The 17,388-nt window shown below is 62.7% G+C and carries 15 protein-coding genes and 1 riboswitch; of the genes, 6 read left to right on the top strand and 9 right to left on the bottom strand.

Features of this window, described 5'->3' with window-relative positions; all coding sequences use genetic code 11:
- The first annotated feature begins 31 nt into the window (after window positions 1-31).
- Both AC4BBN_RS05835 and AC4BBN_RS05840 read left to right on the top strand, forming a co-directional pair.
- Window positions 32-1,240, top strand: coding sequence for an MFS transporter (locus AC4BBN_RS05835; protein ID WP_490591007.1), 1,209 nt, complete (start codon window positions 32-34; stop codon window positions 1,238-1,240).
- Between the two features lie 2 nt (window positions 1,241-1,242).
- Window positions 1,243-1,959, top strand: a complete 717-nt coding sequence (locus tag AC4BBN_RS05840; RefSeq protein WP_490591008.1) for an SDR family oxidoreductase — start codon at window positions 1,243-1,245, stop codon at window positions 1,957-1,959.
- 80 nt (window positions 1,960-2,039) lie between these two features.
- Here the strand turns inward: AC4BBN_RS05840 and thiC are convergent, their stop codons facing one another.
- The 7 genes from thiC to AC4BBN_RS05875 form a co-directional block, all read right to left on the bottom strand.
- Entirely contained in the window at window positions 2,040-3,932 is a 1,893-nt protein-coding gene (gene thiC / locus AC4BBN_RS05845; protein WP_490591009.1) for a phosphomethylpyrimidine synthase ThiC, read from the bottom strand.
- Between the two features lie 106 nt (window positions 3,933-4,038).
- A riboswitch (TPP riboswitch) is annotated at window positions 4,039-4,141 on the bottom strand.
- 31 nt (window positions 4,142-4,172) lie between these two features.
- Window positions 4,173-4,487, bottom strand: coding sequence for a CcdB family protein (locus tag AC4BBN_RS05850; RefSeq protein WP_490591010.1), 315 nt, complete (start codon window positions 4,485-4,487; stop codon window positions 4,173-4,175).
- Window positions 4,487-4,756 carry a prevent-host-death protein gene (locus AC4BBN_RS05855; RefSeq protein ID WP_490591011.1) on the bottom strand — a complete coding sequence of 90 codons (270 nt, stop codon included), beginning with the start codon at window positions 4,754-4,756 and terminating at the stop codon, window positions 4,487-4,489. The genes AC4BBN_RS05850 and AC4BBN_RS05855 overlap by 1 nt, the downstream gene beginning before the upstream one ends.
- Before the next feature lie 40 nt (window positions 4,757-4,796).
- Window positions 4,797-6,587 (bottom strand): bifunctional isocitrate dehydrogenase kinase/phosphatase, encoded by a 1,791-nt coding sequence (gene aceK / locus AC4BBN_RS05860; RefSeq protein ID WP_490591012.1) that lies wholly within the window; start codon window positions 6,585-6,587, stop codon window positions 4,797-4,799.
- A gap of 36 nt (window positions 6,588-6,623) precedes the next feature.
- Entirely contained in the window at window positions 6,624-7,292 is a 669-nt protein-coding gene (gene can / locus AC4BBN_RS05865) for a carbonate dehydratase (RefSeq protein ID WP_490591013.1), read from the bottom strand.
- A 64-nt stretch (window positions 7,293-7,356) separates the two neighbouring features.
- Window positions 7,357-7,596, bottom strand: a complete 240-nt coding sequence (locus AC4BBN_RS05870) for a hypothetical protein (RefSeq protein ID WP_490591014.1) — start codon at window positions 7,594-7,596, stop codon at window positions 7,357-7,359.
- Between the two features lie 165 nt (window positions 7,597-7,761).
- Window positions 7,762-8,364, bottom strand: coding sequence for a TetR/AcrR family transcriptional regulator (locus tag AC4BBN_RS05875; RefSeq protein WP_490591015.1), 603 nt, complete (start codon window positions 8,362-8,364; stop codon window positions 7,762-7,764).
- Window positions 8,365-8,507: 143 nt separating this feature from the next.
- On the opposite strand from AC4BBN_RS05875, the gene AC4BBN_RS05880 reads away from it, so the two are divergent.
- From AC4BBN_RS05880 to adeC, 3 genes are read left to right on the top strand one after another with little or no spacing between them, the layout of a single operon-like run.
- The gene (locus AC4BBN_RS05880; RefSeq protein ID WP_490591016.1) at window positions 8,508-9,713 is read left to right on the top strand and encodes an efflux RND transporter periplasmic adaptor subunit; all 1,206 of its coding nucleotides are present in this window, start codon (window positions 8,508-8,510) and stop codon (window positions 9,711-9,713) included.
- Between the two features lie 20 nt (window positions 9,714-9,733).
- Window positions 9,734-12,883, top strand: a complete 3,150-nt coding sequence (locus AC4BBN_RS05885; RefSeq protein WP_490591017.1) for an efflux RND transporter permease subunit — start codon at window positions 9,734-9,736, stop codon at window positions 12,881-12,883.
- Between the two features lies 1 nt (window position 12,884).
- On the top strand, window positions 12,885-14,315 hold the full coding sequence (gene adeC, locus AC4BBN_RS05890; RefSeq protein ID WP_490591018.1) for an AdeC/AdeK/OprM family multidrug efflux complex outer membrane factor: 1,431 nt from the start codon (window positions 12,885-12,887) through the stop codon (window positions 14,313-14,315).
- A gap of 57 nt (window positions 14,316-14,372) precedes the next feature.
- On the opposite strand, the gene AC4BBN_RS05895 is transcribed toward adeC, so the two are convergent.
- Window positions 14,373-15,545, bottom strand: a complete 1,173-nt coding sequence (locus tag AC4BBN_RS05895) for an isovaleryl-CoA dehydrogenase (RefSeq protein WP_490591019.1) — start codon at window positions 15,543-15,545, stop codon at window positions 14,373-14,375.
- A 116-nt stretch (window positions 15,546-15,661) separates the two neighbouring features.
- Complete coding sequence (locus tag AC4BBN_RS05900; RefSeq protein ID WP_490591020.1) at window positions 15,662-16,069, bottom strand: MerR family transcriptional regulator; 408 nt, start codon at window positions 16,067-16,069, stop codon at window positions 15,662-15,664.
- Between the two features lie 72 nt (window positions 16,070-16,141).
- On the opposite strand from AC4BBN_RS05900, the gene AC4BBN_RS05905 reads away from it, so the two are divergent.
- Window positions 16,142-17,260: an MBL fold metallo-hydrolase gene (locus AC4BBN_RS05905; RefSeq protein WP_490591021.1), complete on the top strand. Its 1,119-nt coding sequence runs from the start codon at window positions 16,142-16,144 to the stop codon at window positions 17,258-17,260.
- Window positions 17,261-17,388 lie beyond the last annotated feature (128 nt).

Consider the following 17,388-nt stretch of genomic DNA (forward strand, 5'->3'; position numbering starts at 1 on the left):
ACGATACGAGCTCTTATCCCCTGGAGCCTGTATGTCGCCTGCTTTGCTAGCCCTTATCACGTTAAGCGCTTGTACTTTTGCCCTCGGCTTTGCCGAATTCGTGGCGGTCAGCCTGGTGCCCGCCATGGCCGCGGGCACCGGCCTGGGTCTGGGCGCGGTCGGTTTGGTGGTGGGCGTGTACGCCATCGGAGTCAGCATCGGCGCACCGGTGTTGAGCGCCTGGCTGGCCTCCGCGCCCCGGCGGCGGGTGCTGGCGGTCAGCATGCTGCTGTTTGCCGTGGGCAATGCGGTCACGGCCCTGAGCAACTCCTTGCCCTTGCTGCTGGGCAGCCGCTTGCTGGCGGGGCTGATGCACGGCGTGGTGCTGGCGCTGGCCGCATCCACCGCCGCCAGCACTGCCGGGCCTGCCCGCAGCGGCCAGGCCATTGCCACCGTGTTTGGCGGGCTGACGCTGGCACTGGTACTGGGTGTGCCGCTGGGCACGCTGGCCAGCGGCACCGTGCGCTGGCAGTTCATTTTTGCCGCCATCGCACTGCTGTCTGCGGTGAGCGCAATAGCACTGCTGCGGTGGGCTCCGGCCAGCACCGGATTGCTCGCATCGGCGGGCCAAAGTCGGCCCGGCGTCTGGGCCACGGTGTCTAACCTGCCCACATTAATGCCCGTCGCCACCACCGCCCTTGCCTATGCGGGCTCGTTCACTGGCTTCACCTACATCGCGGTACTGCTGGCGCAGAGCACCCATTTGGGAGCCCAGGGCATCACCGGCATGTTTGCCCTGTACGGGGTCAGCGCGGCGGTGGGCAACACCCTGGGAGGCCGATTTGTAGACCGGGTGGGCAGCCGCAGCGCCGCGCTGTGCGTGGTCGGTGGACTGGCGCTGGCGCTGCTGGGCGCAGCCCTGGGCGCGGCATCGGCCCTGGCCATGGCGGTAGTGATGGTGGTCTGGGGCCTGGCATCGTTTGGGGCGGTGCCGGTGCTGCAAAAAACCGTGCTGGTCGCCGCACAGCACAACCCGGTGGGCAGCCCGGAGCTGGCCTCGGGCATGAACATCGCGGCCTTCAACCTGGGCATTGCCGTGGGCTCGGTGGCAGGCGGTATCGCCAGCACGCATTCACCCCAGATGCCCATGTGGGTGGGCCTGGTGCCTCTTTTTTTCGCGGCTATTTTGGCCACACGTCTAGCCCCTGCCGTTCGGTCTATCCATCCGGCACGGGGTGCATTTAACCAAGCAGGAGTATGAATATGGACATCACCCACAAACACATTGCCATCGCCGGTGGCAGCTCGGGCATCGGCTTTGCCGTTGCCGCATTGGCACTTGAGCGCGGCGCACGCGTCACCATTCTGGGCCGCTCGCAGGCCAAGCTGGCCGATGCCCGCCAGCGCCTGGGCGGTAGTGTGGCCACCGTTTCCATGGACCTGGGCGATGCGGCCTCCGCAGCCGCTGGGTTCCAGACGCTGGGCGCGTTTGACTACTTTGTGTCTACCGCTGCCGACCTGACCTACAGCCCCCTGGCCAGCATGCCGCGCGATGCGATTGAGCGCATGCTGGCAGGCAAGTTCTGGGGGCCGGTGCACCTGGTGCAGTTTGGCCTGCCGCAGTTACAGCCGGGCGGCTCCATCCTGCTGTTTTCTGGTCTGGCCGCCGACCGCCCTGCGCCTGGCACGGCCATGGTGTCGGCTCTGAACGCAGGCGTGGAAGGCCTGGTGCGGGCGTTGGCGGTAGAGCTGGCCCCTGTGCGCGTCAACGCCATTTCGCCCGGCGTGGTGGACACCGAAGGCTGGGCCTTCATGGACGAAGCCAGCCGCAGCGCCTTCTTTGCAAGCCTGGCCAGCAGCCTGCCCGCGCGCCGCATTGGCAGCCCTGCAGACCTGGCCGATGCCGCCCTGTTTGCGCTGACCAATCCCTATCTGACGGGCGAGGTGCTGCACGTCAACGGAGGTGGCAGCCTGGGCTAAGGGGGCAGCCGTCTAGTTGCGAATAAAAACAGCCGCTAGCGCTTATATATTGGTCGTTAGCAGCTATTTTATTTATAGCATTACGCTTGCACAATCGGGATCACGCCGTTCACCGGCACATAGATTTCGCCACCGCCGGACTTGAACTCCTCGGACTTGTCCTGCATGCCTTGCAGCGCGGCCTCTTCCTCGCTGACGCCCAGGTTCTTGGCGTATTCGCGCACTTCCTGGGTGATCTTCATCGAGCAGAACTTCGGACCGCACATGGAGCAGAAATGCGCCACCTTGGCCGAGTCCTTGGGCAGGGTTTCGTCGTGGAATTTCTTGGCGGTTTCCGGGTCCAGCGACAGGTTGAACTGGTCCATCCAGCGGAACTCGAAGCGGGCCTTGGACAGCGCGTCGTCGCGATAGCGGGCACCGGGGTGGCCCTTGGCCACGTCGGCGGCATGGGCGGCGATCTTGTAGGTGATGATGCCGGTCTTCACGTCGTCACGGTCAGGCAGGCCCAGATGTTCCTTGGGAGTCACGTAGCACAGCATGGCGGTGCCGAACCAGCCGATCATGGCCGCGCCAATGCCGCTGGTGATGTGGTCGTAGCCAGGGGCGATGTCGGTGGTCAGTGGGCCCAGGGTGTAGAACGGCGCTTCGTGGCAGTGCTTAAGCTGCTCGGTCATATTGGCCTGCACCATGTGCATGGGCACGTGGCCGGGGCCTTCGATCATCACCTGCACATCTTGCTCCCAGGCCTTCTGCGTCAGCTCGCCCAGGGTGCGCAGCTCGGCGAACTGGGCTTCGTCATTCGCGTCCGCACCGGAGCCGGGGCGCAGGCCGTCACCCAGCGAATAGCTGACGTCGTAAGCCTTCAGGATCTCGGTCATTTCATCGAAGTGGGTGTAGATGAAATTCTCTTTGTGGTGCGCGATGCACCACTTGGCCATGATGGAGCCGCCACGCGAGACGATGCCGGTCATGCGGTTGGCAGTGAGGTGGATGAAGGGCAGGCGTACACCGGCATGCACGGTGAAGTAGTCCACGCCCTGCTCAGCCTGTTCGATCAGCGTGTCGCGGAAGATTTCCCAGGTCAGGTCTTCGGCGATGCCGCCCACCTTTTCCAGCGCCTGGTAGATCGGCACGGTGCCGATAGGCACGGGCGAGTTGCGGATGATCCAGTCGCGCGTGGTGTGGATGTTCTTGCCGGTGGACAAGTCCATCACCGTGTCCGCGCCCCAGCGGATCGCCCAGACGAGTTTTTCAACTTCTTCTTCAATGCTGGAGGTGACGGCGCTGTTGCCAATATTGGCGTTGATCTTCACCAGGAAGTTGCGGCCGATGGCCATGGGCTCGACTTCGGGGTGGTTGATGTTCAGCGGGATCACGGCGCGGCCACGGGCCACTTCGGAGCGCACGAACTCGGGTGTCACCACCTTGGGGATGCTGGCGCCAAAGCTGTTGCCGGCCAAGCGCTGGTCGCGCTCGGTATTCGCGGCGTACTGCTCCATCCATTCCAGCTTCTGGTTCTCGCGCAGGGCGACGAATTCCATCTCGGGGGTGATGATGCCTTTGCGTGCGTAGTGCATCTGCGACACGTTGGCACCCGCCTTGGCGCGGCGGGGCGTGCGCTGCAGACCGGCGGCCTGGGCGCGCAGCAGTTGCAGGGCGTCGTGCTCTTCGCTTTGGCGGCCGTCGTCCAGCGCCTTGCGGATGCGGGCGGCATAGGCCTCAGAATCGCCACGCGACTCGATCCAGCCTGCGCGTAGGGCTTGCAGGCCGGCGCGCACGTCGATTTGGGCTTGCGGGTCGGTATAGGGGCCGGAGGTGTCGTACACCGCCACGGTTTCGCCGTTGCTTTGCAGAATCTCGCGTACCGGCACGCGCAGGTCGGGGCGGCTGCCCTGGATGTAGCGCTTGGTGGAGGCAGGCAGGGGGTCGCAGGCGTAGTTGAGCAGCTGGACGAATTTATCGGGCGCGTTCATGGTGGGTTCTCCTTTGGAAGTGGGAGCCCGAAAGCGCAGCCAGACCGCGCAAACTCCCAAGGAGAACACCCATGATGGGTGGTGAGACGACACCGCCCCGCAAAGGGACAGCATCGTCAAGCTCTTCTTACGCTGGTATGAACCAGATCAAGTTCGCGGGTTTGGATTTCCATCTCAGCGCAGCTAACTGCACACCCCGGGCAGCGCGGAGTGTACGACAAACACATGAACAGCTGCGTACTAGATACCGCTCAAGACAGCATCCATCGCGGCAACAATATCGTCCGCACGGTCTCGCACCGCAACAACTTTGGACTTGAGATGCCGCTTGTCCAACGGTGCTGCCTCAAACGGCACCAGCATCAAAGTTTGGCCCTTGACCTGCAGCAGCGGGCACAGGCGGCGCGGCAAGCTGCTGGACGGCAGGCTGGTGATGGCCAACGGAACCACCATGCGCGTGGCCAAGGCTTTCAACAAATCACTTTGGACATCCACCACATAGGGGTAGACATCCCGCATGCGCGGGCTGGGGTTGGGGTACACGTCATACTGCATTACCAAACCCGCAGGTCGTCACACCACAGGCCTTGCTTTTCAAAACGGGCGTTCTGTTCGTCAATCCAGGCTTTATGGGTTTGGTTGAAAGACTTTTGCCGCTGGGCCAGGGTCTTGCTTTGGCTCGCAGCCTTCAGCGCCTCAAAGTCCTGGGCCGACAAGATCACGCTGTCAATGCGGCCGTCTTTTTCCACAAAAACGGGCTCTGTTTTGGCTTGCGCGCAGACGTAGCCGAAGCGGTTCTTGGCTTCAGTCGCGGTAACTTGCATGGCTCAGCTCCTTCAGTTGGCTTTAGCCATTTTAGCCACCTCAGCTTCCAAACCGCTTGTCCTGCTCGTACGGGAACACATCAAACACATGACCAGCCTGGATGCGCTCCTTGTGGGCTTGCCAGAAGCCGGCGTCCAGCAGGTCAGCGTGGTGCTTCATGAAGACTTCGCGCACGGCGGGGTTACCCAGTAAAAACGGCGCAAAGGTCTCTGGGAACACATCCTTGGGACCCACGCTGTACCAGACCTCGCCGCTCATCTCGTCTTCTTCGTTGCGCGGCTCGGGCACTTTGCGGAAGTTGCAGTCGGTCAGGTATTCGATCTCGTCGTAGTCGTAGAACACCACCTTGCCGTGGCGGGTCACGCCAAAGTTTTTCCACAGCATGTCGCCCGGGAAGATGTTGGCGGCCACCAGGTCCTTGATGGCGTTGCCGTACTCGATCACTACGCGCTCGATCTGTGCACGGGCACGCGGGTCGTTCGGCCCCTGGTCAAACGCTTCCTGCAGATAGATGTTCAGCGGGATCATGCGGCGTTCGATGTAGACGTGCTTTAGGATGACCTCCAGCTGGCCGTCGCCATCCCGGTCGCGGATCTCCATCTGGCTGGGCGCGAACTTTTCGATTTCTGCAACCAGGTCGTCGGAGAAGCGGTCGCGCGGAAAGGCCACGCCGCTGTATTCCAGCGTGTCGGCCATGCGGCCCACGCGGTCATGGTGTTTCACCAACTGGTACTTGGACTGGATCTGCTCGCGGCTGGTGTCCTTCTGCGGGGGAAAGTAGTCCTTGATGAGCTTGAACACATAGGGGAAAGAGGGCAAATCGAACACCAGCATCACCATGCCCTTGATGCCGGGCGCGATGCGGAACTGGTCGCTGGAGTGGCGCTGGTGCTGCAGCAGGTCGCGGTAGAACAGGGTCTTGCCCTGCTTGGCCAGGCCTAGCGCGTTGTAGATTTCATTGCGCGGTTTGCGCGGCATCATGCTGCGCAAGAACTGCACATAGGCGCTGGGGATTTCCATCTCCACCATGAAGTAGGCGCGCGCAAAGCTGAACAGGCGCAGCATGTCATCTTCGCCAAACAGCGCGGCATCTATCACCAGTTGGCCCTGGGCGTTGTACAGAATGGGCAGTGCAAACGGCAGCGCGTTGAAGCCGTTGATCACCTTGCCGCACACATACGCGCCCTTGTTGCGGAAGAACAGGCCCGACAGCACCTGGAACTGGAAGTTGGCGCGCAGCGTGAACTCGCCCAGTTGTTGCAGCAGCGCCTGCAGCACATGGCCGCAGTCGCGCGCCAGGTCGTCGAACGGGCGGCGCAACTCAAAATCCTGCACCATGCGCTGCAGTACCTCACCCATGGTGTCGCGCGATGGGTAGTATGCGCGCCAGGTGGGGCGCTTCTCCGCAGGGTCGTTCTCGATGTACTCGGTGCTGACCGCAGGGCGCACAAAAATGAAGCCGTTATGGAAGTAGCTACGGTGCAGTATCTTGGTGGTGACCGAGTTGAAGAAGGTCTCGGCCAGCTCGGGCTGGTGGTGGTCTACCAGCAGGCTGATGTAGTGCAGCTTGACCTGCGGCCACACTTCCTGGCCCTGCTCGCCCGCCTGGAACTCGCGCTCCAGCCGGGTGCTGCATTCGCGCACACGCAGATCGTAGAACTCGATGCGCTCGCGCTGGCCCCGCTGCTGGGCGCTCCAGTCGGCCGTTTCAAACCGGTGCTTGGCGCGTGCCGACTCGGTACGGAACAGGCGGTAATGCCGGTTGAAGCCATCCATGATGGCCTTGGCGATACGGTGTGCGAGCGGCGAGTCCAGCCTTTGCGAAAACATGGATTGCTATTGATTAAATAGCTGTCAGCGCATGTATTACGTGCGCTTTGCGCTGGAAACCTTCTCAACAGCAGCGCGGTAAACAGTATCCAGTTCGTCCACACCGCCGACGCTGATCTGCAGGTTTTGCAGCAGGCCGTCGTGGATGCCGTACACCCAGCCGTGCACCACGACCTTTTGGCCGCGAGCCCAGGCGTCCAGCATGACGGTGGACTGGCACACGTTCACCACCTGCTCGATGGCGTTGAGCTCCACCAGCGCGTCATGGCGGTGGGGTTCGGCAATGGTTTCCAACAGACTGCGGTGGCGGTCCCGCACGTCCTGGATATGGCGCAGCCAGTTGTCGGCCAGACCCACGCGCAGGCCAGACAAGGCAGCCGCCACGCCGGAACAACCGTAATGCCCCACCACGGTGATGTGCTCTACCTTGATCACATCCACCGCGAACTGCACGGTGGACAAGGCGTTCAAATCGGAATGCACCACCACATTGGCCACGTTACGGTGCACGAACACCTCGCCCGGTGCCAGGCCCATGATTTCATTCGCCGGTACGCGGCTGTCGGAGCAACCGATCCACATGTACTTAGGCTTTTGCTGGGCCTTCAGGCCAGTGAAAAAACCGGGACGCTGAAGCTCCATTTGCTCGGCCCAGGCACGGTTGTTGGCGAAGATGTCGGGGATATCGGGGGTGGTCTTGGTCATGCCCGTATTTTGCCGTGTGTTGGTTACAGGCCGGGCACAGGGGCAGACGGGCGGCCGGCGAGCCCTATGCCAAGAACCGCCGGCCCTTCTTATCATGCATCGCAGACGAATGGTGGTTGGCAATCAGCCACTGCCCATTGGTGTATGGGTACACATAGGTGTAGCGGGCATGCACCTTGGCCGAGTCCAAAGTTTTCAATGAGACGTTCCAGCGGTCGAACTGGCTGGCCACTTCTTTTGCATCGATCGTCGGACATGTGTGAGCGCTGGCGGAGCCCGCAGCAATCAGAGAGGCCAGGGCCACGGTAAGCCGATTTCGAAACACCCGGCACCATCGGGTTGGCCCCCCATGAACGGCAGATGACACACCGATGAACCAGGCATGCGCCAGTTCCTTCGGAGATTTATAAGAAAAGAGCCTCTAGCGCAGAAGATACCTGCACAAGTAGCTATCAAATTAGAAGCATATTTAGATAGCGTAGGCCCGTATGAACACATCCACGGCCCGCGCCACCACCTGCTGCAGGAACGCAGGCGAGCTATCCAAGGGCACGCCGAACAGGCGCTGGGGCTCGATCTCTGAGGGCCATAGCGCCAGCAAATGGGCGGCCGCCACACGCGTATCCATTGGACGCAGCCAGCCATCATCTACAGCGTGCTGCAGAAACTCGGAGATCACATCCAGCCCCTTGGCGGGGCCATTGGCGAAAAAATGCAGCCCGATGTCCGACTGCCCCGACTCGGCAATCACCATGCGTTCTCGGGCAATCGTGTCTGGCGACAGCAAAAACGGCAACACCACCAGGCCGATCTCATACAGGCGCTGCACGACCTCATCCCGACTGTGCGCACGCGCCAAGACGGAGTCCCCGAAATGCTGGCGCGAGGAGTTGCTCGCCACCTCCAGGAACAGGTCTTTCTTGGACGGGAAATAGCGGTACAGCGTGGCCTTGGAGCCGCCCACCCGAGCCGATATTTCGGCCATGGAGGCCCGCTCATAGCCCACCTCGGCAAACACCTGGGACGCCAGGGCCAGTATTTCTTCGCGTTTAGCAGGGCTCAGAACTCGCATGGGGAATGTGCCTCCATATGCCCCTATTCTTTTTCGGGGACTTTACTTACATGTTTTGACATTTTCATTGTACCCACCTAAGATTAAAACGATACGGTACAGTTCCGTTTTGTTAAAACCTGCAATTCCAAGGAGTTTTCCCCATGCGCTTCACCTATGTTCCCCACGCCGTTGCCCTGGCCGGCACCGTGCTGCTCAGCGCCTGCGGAAAACCGCCCATGGCCGGCCCCGCCCCCTCGCTGGCAACGCCCGAAGTCGGCACCATCACCGTACAAACCCAAAAGCTGGCCCTGACCACCGAGCTGCCCGGACGTACCGTGCCCTACCAGATCGCCGAAGTACGGCCCCAGGTCAACGGCATCGTGAAGGAGCGCAAGTTCCGTGAAGGCAGCGACGTGAAGGCCGGCGAGGCGCTCTACCAGATCGACCCCGCGACCTACAAGGCCAGCTACGACAGCAATGTGGCCGCCCTGGCCAAGGCCCAGGCCAATCTGCAGACCACCCGACTCAAGGCCGAACGCTACAAGGAGCTGGTGGCCATCAAGGCGGTCAGCCAACAGGACTACGACGACGCCGCCGCATCGCTGGCCCAGGGCGAGGCCGATGTGGCCGCCGCCAAGGCGAATGTGGAAACCAGCCGTATCAACCTGGCCTATGCGCGGGTGGACTCCCCCATTTCTGGCCGTATCGGCCGCTCCAGCGTGACCGCCGGCGCGCTGGTGACCGCCAGCCAAGCCACCGCGCTGGCCACGGTGCAACAACTGGACCCTATTTATGTGGACGTGACCCAGCCCAGCGCCTCCCTGCTGCGCCTGAAGCAAGCCATGGCCCGTGGCGATCTGCAAAAAAGCGGCGCCAACGCCGCCAAGGTCAAGCTGGTGCTGGAAGACGGCAGCAGCTACCCCCTGGACGGCAAGCTGCAGTTCTCCGACGTGACGGTGGACCAGAACACCGGCTCCATCACACTGCGCGCCGTGTTCCCCAACCCGCGCGCCGAGCTGCTGCCCGGCATGTACGTGCGCGCGGTGCTGGAAGAAGGCACTTTGGACCAAGGCGTGCTGGTGCCCCAGCCCGCTGTGTCGCGTGACAGCACCGGCAAACCCATTGCCTACGTGGTGGGCGGCGACAACAAGCTGCAACGCCGCGTGCTGGAAACCGACCGCACCATTGGCGACCAGTGGCTGGTGCGCAGCGGCTTGAAGGCCGGCGACCAGCTCGTCGTGGACGGCCAGTTGCACGTCACACCCGGTGTATCCGTGAAGAGCGTGCCCTGGGTCGCCAAGCAGGCGGCAAGCGCACCTGCTACGGCATCCACCACTGCCAAGTTGGCATCGAACTCTTCGAACTAAGAGGCGCAGCAGAGACCACCATGGCACGTTTTTTTATTGACCGCCCCATCTTCGCCTGGGTGCTCGCCATCATCGTGATGCTGGCAGGTATCTTGTCGATCAACACCCTGCCCATCGCGCAGTACCCCAGCATCGCACCACCGGCTGTCGCAATTACCGCCAACTACCCCGGTGCATCGGCCAAGACATTGGAAGACACCGTCACCCAGGTCATCGAGCAAAAGATGAAGGGCCTGGACCGGCTCAGCTACATGGCCTCGACCAGCGAATCTTCTGGCTCGGTCACCATTACGCTGACGTTTGAGAACGGCACCAACCCCGACACCGCACAGGTGCAGGTACAGAACAAGCTGGCCTTGGCTACGCCGTTGCTGCCGCAAGAAGTGCAGCAGCAGGGCGTGCAGGTCACCAAGTCGGCCAGCAACTTTCTGAACATCCTGGCCTTTACATCGGAAGACGGCAGCATGGACGGCGCCGACCTGTCCGACTACGTGGGTGCCAATGTGCAAGAGCCGCTGAGCCGCGTCGAAGGCGTGGGTGACACCACCTTGTTTGGCGCGCAATACGCCATGCGTGTCTGGCTGGACCCCAACAAGCTGAACAGCTTCAGCCTGACGCCGCTGGACGTCAAGACCGCCATCCAGGCGCAGAACGCCCAGGTATCCGCAGGCCAATTGGGTGGCCTGCCGGCCACAAGCGACCAGCAGCTGAACGCCACCATCACGGCCCAAACCCGGCTCAAAACCGTCGATGAATTTGGCGAAATTTTGCTGCGCACGCAGTCGGATGGCTCCCAGGTGCGGCTACGTGATGTCGCACGCATCGAGTTGGGTGGTGAAAGCTACAACGTCACGGCCCGCTACAACGGCAAACCCGCTGCAGGCCTGGCCCTGAAGCTGGCCACCGGCGCAAATGCGCTGGACACGGTGCGCGGTATCGACGCGCGGCTGACGGAGCTGGAAAAGTTCTTCCCCCAAGGCATGAAGGTCCAGAAGCCCTACGACACCACGCCCTTTGTGCGTATCTCTATCGAAGAAGTGGTGCGCACGCTGGTGGAAGCGGTGGCGCTGGTGTTCCTGGTCATGTACCTGTTCCTGCAGAACTTTCGTGCCACGCTGATTCCCACCATTGCCGTACCAGTGGTGCTGCTGGGCACCTTTGGCGTGCTGGCCGCCTTCGGCTACAGCATCAACACACTGACCATGTTCGCCATGGTGCTGGCCATCGGGCTGCTGGTCGATGACGCCATCGTGGTGGTGGAAAACGTGGAACGGGTGATGACCGAGGAAGGCCTATCGCCTAAAGAGGCCACGCGCAAATCCATGGGGCAAATTACAGGTGCGCTGGTGGGCATCGCCCTGGTGCTGGCCGCAGTGTTTGTGCCCATGGCGTTTTTCAGCGGCTCCACCGGCGTGATCTACCGCCAGTTCTCCATCACCATCGTGTCGGCCATGACACTCTCGGTGCTCACCGCGATGGTGCTGACCCCGGCGTTGTGTGCCACGCTGCTCAAACCGGTAGAGAAAGGCCATGCGCTGGCAACGACCGGATTCTTTGGCTGGTTCAACCGCAACTTTGACCGCAGCAACCGCCGCTACCAAGGCGTAGTGCGGCACATGATCAGCAAGGGCTGGCGCTACATGGTGGCCTATGCGGTGATCGTGGGCTTGGTGGTGTTCGGCTTCCTCAAACTACCGGTCGGCTTCTTGCCTGACGAAGACCAAGGCACCTTGTTTGGCCTGGTCCAGCTGCCGCCCAGCGCTCCGCAATCGCGCACGCTGGAAGTGATGAAACAGGTGGAACACCACTTCCTGGAAGACCAAAAGGATGCTGTCCAGGGGCTATTCACCGTTGCGGGCTTCAGCTTTGCAGGCAGCGGGCAAAACTCGGGCCTGGTTTTCGTGCGGCTCAAGTCCTGGGACGAGCGCGTTGGCGAGGCACTGAGCGTCAACGGCGTTGCCGCCAAGGCGGGGGCATTCTTTGCCACCATCCGCGATGCCAAGGTTTTCGCCTTCGCACCGCCGGCGGTATCGGAACTCGGCAACGCCACCGGCTTCGACCTGATGCTGCAAGACCGGGCCAACCTGGGCCACGCCGCCTTGATGCAAGCCCGCAACCAATTGCTGGGCATTCTGTCCCAAGACAAGAGACTGGTCGCGGTGCGCCCGAACGGCATGGAAGACACGCCCGAATTCCGGCTCGACATCGATCCGCACAAGGTAGGCGCTCTGGGTCTGAGCATGAGCGACGTGAACAACACCTTTTCCGCTGCCTGGGGTAGCAGCTATGTGAATGACTTCATCGACAAGGGCCGCGTGAAAAAGGTGATGCTGCAAGCTGACGCACCTTTCCGCATGCGCCCCGAAGACATCGACAAATGGCGGGTGCGCAACAGCGCCGGCACGATGGTGCCGTTCACCGCGTTTTCCACCGCCAGCTGGACCTCCGGGTCGCCGCGCCTGGAGCGCTACAACGGCGCTCCATCGGTGGAGATCTTGGGCATGGCCATGCCAGGCGTCGCATCTAGCGGTGAGGCTTTGGCCATCGTAGAACAAGCTGTGGCGCAGTTGCCGCCCGGCATAGGCTATGAATGGACCGGGCTGTCGCGGCAGGAAAAAGCATCCAGCGGCCAGACCGGCATGCTGTACGCGCTGTCCATCCTGATCGTGTTCCTGTGCCTGGCCGCGCTGTACGAGAGCTGGGCCATCCCCTTCTCGGTGCTGCTGGTGGTGCCGCTGGGCGTCTTCGGCACGCTGCTGGGCGCCATCCTGACCTGGAAAATGAACGATGTGTACTTCCAGGTGGGTCTGCTGACCACCATCGGCCTGGCATCGAAGAATGCCATCCTGATCGTGGAGTTTGCCAAAGAGCTGCACGAGCAAGGCAAGAGCCTGATGGAGTCGGCCCTGCAAGCCGCGCACATGCGACTGCGGCCCATCTTGATGACCTCGCTGGCCTTCATTCTGGGGGTGCTGCCCCTGGTGCTGGGTAGCGGCGCTGGCTCGGGTGCACAACATGCCCTGGGTACGGCGGTGATCGGCGGCATGTTGTCCGGCACCATTCTGGCCATCTTCTTTGTGCCGCTGTTCTTTGTTTTGGTCGTTGGGCTTTTCAAAACCAAGCCGGCAACGCCAGCGCCGCACGCCACTACCGTTACCGAAGGTGTTTGATATGTCCCGCTTCTTATTGACCCCACTGGCACTGGCCGCCCTGCTCTCGGGCTGCAGCCTGATGCCCACCTACCAGCAGCCCGCAGCACCGGTACCCGCCGCCTTCGCGGGCGACACCGGCGGCAGCACCAGCAGCGCCGTAGCCGACCTGGGCTGGCGCGATGTGTTCACCGACCCGGCGCTGCGCCGCGTGATCGAGCTGAGCCTGGCCAACAACCGCGATTTGCGTGTCGCCGTGCTCAACATTGAAAAAGCCCGTGCCCAGTACGGTGTGCAGAACGCCGCCCTGTTCCCCACGGTAAACGCCAGCGGCAGCGGCTCGGGTAGCCTCACGCCCGCCGATCTGTCGTCCACCGGCAAGGCTGCGGTATCGCACCAGTACAGCGCCACGCTGGGCTTCAGCGCCTACGAGCTGGACCTGTTTGGCCGCGTGCGCAGCCTGAATGCGCAGGCACTGGAGCAGTTCCTGGCCACCGCCGATGCACGGCGCAGTAGTCAGATCAGTCTGATTGCCGAGGTAGCCACCAGCTACCTGACGCTGGCGGCAGACCAAGACCGGCTGAAGCTGGCCCGAAGCACCCTGGCCAGCCAGAACGATTCCTACCGCCTGAACCAGCGCAGCTACGAGCTGGGCGTGGCGTCGGCCCTGACACTACGGCAGGCGCAGACCAGCGTGGACTCGGCCCGTGTGGATGTGGAACGCTACACCGCCCAGGTGGCCCAGGACCGCAATGCCCTGGTGCTATTGGTCGGCGCCGATGTGCCGGCCGAGTTGCTGCCGCAAACGCTGCCCGATGCCTCCCGTGCGACATCCAGCCCGCTGACCAGCATCGCACCGGGGTTGCCCTCTGACCTGCTGCAACGTCGGCCGGACATTCTGCAGGCCGAACGTACACTGAAGGCGGCCAACGCCAACATAGGCGCGGCGCGCGCCGCCTTCTACCCCAGCATCAGTTTGACGGCCTCGGCGGGTAGCTCCAGTGCCAGCCTATCGGGCCTGTTCAAGGGTGGATCGGGCAGCTGGAGCTTTGTGCCGCAGATCTCGCTGCCGATCTTTGATGCCGGCGCGAACCAGGCCAACCTGGACATCGCCACCGTCAGCCGCGACATCAACGTGGCCCAGTATGAAAAGGCCATTCAAACCGCCTTCCAGGAGGTGTCCGATGCGCTGGCCCAACGCAGCACACTGGGCCGCCAGCTGGAAGCGCAGCAGTCGCTGGTAGACGCCACGGCGGACAGCCTGCAGCTGTCGGATGCGCGCTTCAAGCGCGGCGTGGACAGCTACCTGGGCGTACTGGACGCGCAACGCTCGCTCTACACCGCACAGCAGAACCTGATCGGCACCCAGCTGTCGCGACTGACCAATCTGGTCACTTTCTACAAGGTGTTGGGCGGCGGCTGGCAGGCAGAGAGCGCTACCAAGGCTTCTTAGCCAAACCAGCTTCTGGCGCATATTCCACCTGCGCCAGAAGCTATTAAATTTATAGCATCAAGCCGTTTCGGCGAAAAGCTCACGCCCTATCAGCATGCGGCGGATTTCGCTGGTGCCGGCGCCAATCTCATAGAGCTTGGCGTCGCGCCACAAGCGGCCCAGCGGGTAGTCCAGCGTGTAGCCGTTGCCGCCGAAAATCTGCACGCCCTCACCCGCCATCCAGGTGGCTTTTTCGGCACACCACAGAATGACGGACGCGCAGTCCTTGCGCACCTGGCGCACATGCTCGGGGCCTAGCGCGTCCAGGTTCTTACCCACCGTGTAGGCAAACGCACGCGCCGCCTGCAGCGTGGTGTACATATCGGCCAGCTTGGCCTGTATGAGCTGGAACTCGCCAATGCTTTGGCCGAACTGCCGGCGGGAGTGCACATAGGGCAAAACGTTGTCCAGCACCGCCTGCATGATGCCTATGGGCCCGGCGGCCAGCACGGCGCGCTCGTAGTCCAGGCCGCTCATCAGCACCTTGCTACCCTGGTTCAGGCCACCCAGGATGTGGCTGGCAGGCACCACGACGTTGTTGAACACCAGCTCGCCGGTATGGCTGCCGCGCATGCCGAGCTTGTTGAGCTTTTGCGCTACCGAGAATCCAGGCATGGTCTTCTCGACCAGGAAGGCGGTGACTCCGCGCGGCCCGGGCGCGGTGCGCGCATAGACCACCAGCACATCCGCATCCGGCCCGTTGGTGATCCACATCTTGTGGCCGTTCAGCACATAGTCGTCGCCCCGCGCCTCGGCCTTGAGCTGCATGGACAGCACATCGCTGCCCGCCCCGGTCTCGCTCATGGCCAGCGCGCCCACATGCTCGCCGCTGATCAGCTTGGGCAGGTATTTCTCGCGCTGCGCCTCGGTACCGTTACGCTTGATCTGGTTCACACAGAGGTTGCTGTGCGCTCCATAGCTCAGGCCGACCGAAGCGCTGGCGCGGCTGATCTCCTCCATCGCCACCATATGCGCCAGGTAGCCCATATTGGCACCGCCATAGGCCTCGGGCGCGGTAATGCCCAGCACGCCCAGGTCGCCCATCTTTCGCCACAAGTCCATGGGGAACTGGTCGTGGGCGTCGATATCGGCGGCGCGCGGGGCGATCTGGTCCTGGGCAAAGCTGCGCACGGCGTCGCGCAGCGCATCAATATCCGCGCCGAGTTGAAAGTCGAGTCCGGGGAGTTGCATGCGGGGTCTCCTGTGTATGTGCGCCATGCTGGCTTGTGGCCATTTGACGTTGACATTGACGTTGACGTCAACGTAAAGCATAGGCCACTACGCAGCGCCGCACAACCCCGGGAAAGCTAGCGTGACTTGCCGCGCTTCTCGCTTTTGGTTAGCAAGGCCTGCGCATCCACCTCATGCGCCTTGACCTCTTGCAGATTGGCCTGCAGCTCGGCCAGCTGGTCTTCCAGCTGCTGGCGGTGCGTGGCCAGCACGGCCAGAAACTTGCGCAGCTGGGGCGCGGTGTCGCGCGGGCTGTCGTACATGTCGATGATGTCCTTGGCCTCGGTCAGGCTCAGGCCCAGACGCTTGGCGCGCAGGGTTAGCTTGAGCCGGGCGCGGTCACGGGCGCTGTAGACGCGGGTGCGGCCGCCCGGGCCGGTGCGCTCGGGTTGCAGCAGGCCCATGTCTTCGTAGAAGCGCATGGCGCGGGTCGTCAGGTCGAATTCCTGGGCCAGATCGCTGATGGTGTAGGTAATGGTCGCCATGGTGTCGCAAAGTGTGGGGCCGTCTAGAATGACGTTGACGTGAACGTCAATTATGGTCTGAAAACACGCCCTATGAACCTCCTTGAACAGCAACTCCACTACCCCATGGGCGACACCATGCCAGCCACCGGCAGTAGCATTCCGGTCGCGCCGGGCGTGCGCTGGATACGCATGGCCCTGCCCTTCGCGTTGGACCATATCAACCTCTGGCTGCTGCGCGACGAGATCGATGGGCAGGCAGGGTGGTCGGTGGTGGACTGCTGCATCAGCCGCGATGAGTCGCGCGCGCAGTGGGAGGCCATTTTTGCCAGCCAGCTCGAAGGCCTGCCCATCCTGCGCGTCATCGTGACCCATATGCACCCGGACCATATCGGCCTGGCTTACTGGCTGTGCGCGCGCTGGAACGCACCGCTGTGGGTCAGCGCTACCGACTACTTCGTTGCCTGCCACCACACGCACACCACCAGCGGGAATGGCGGCGCGGCGGCCGCCAGCTTCTTCCAAAAGCACGGCCTGACCGACCCGGAATCCATGGCCAAAATCAGCGCCCGCAGCGGCTACTACAGCGCCATGGTGCCCGAGCTACCGCCCAGCTTTGTGCGCATGCAGGACGGCCAGACCGTACGCATCGGCGGACGCGACTGGACCTGCATCAGCGGCTACGGCCACGCGCCGGAGCACATCGCTCTGTACTGCGCTGAAACCCAGGTCTTGATAGGCGGCGACATGATGCTGCCGCGCATCTCCACCAATGTCAGCGTGTTCGACATGGAGCCCGAATCGAATCCGCTGCAGCAGTTTCTGGACTCGATCGACAAGTTCGCCAGCCTGCCGCCCAACACCCTGACCCTGCCCTCGCATGGCCGCCCGTTCCAGGGCCTGCACACCCGCATCCAGCAGCTGCACGACCACCACCGCGAGCACCTGGCCCGTGTGATGACCTTCGCGCGGGAGCAGCAACGCTGCAGCGCGGCCGACATCCTGCCAGTGCTATTCAAACGCCAGTTGGACCTGCACCAGACTACTTTCGCCATGGGCGAGGCGATTGCGCATTTGCACAAGCTATGGGCAGACGGCTATATGCAACGCCAGCGCGGCGCAGACGGCATCTACCGCTTCAACCCCACAGCTCTGGCCTATCCGCACGGCCTGGTGCCCGGCGAGAGCGAAGAGCTGCCAGTTAGCGCCTGACATCGCGCACGAACGCCTAGTTGGGCTTAGTCCAGAAACACCGCGGAACTGGCTCCGCCAGGCCGCAGGTGTTGCCCCCTGCAAGGGGGTTGGCGGCCACTTGCGTTATCGACCCCTTGGGTCGATCC

Source organism: Rhodoferax sp. SPJ21, from assembly GCF_058216335.1.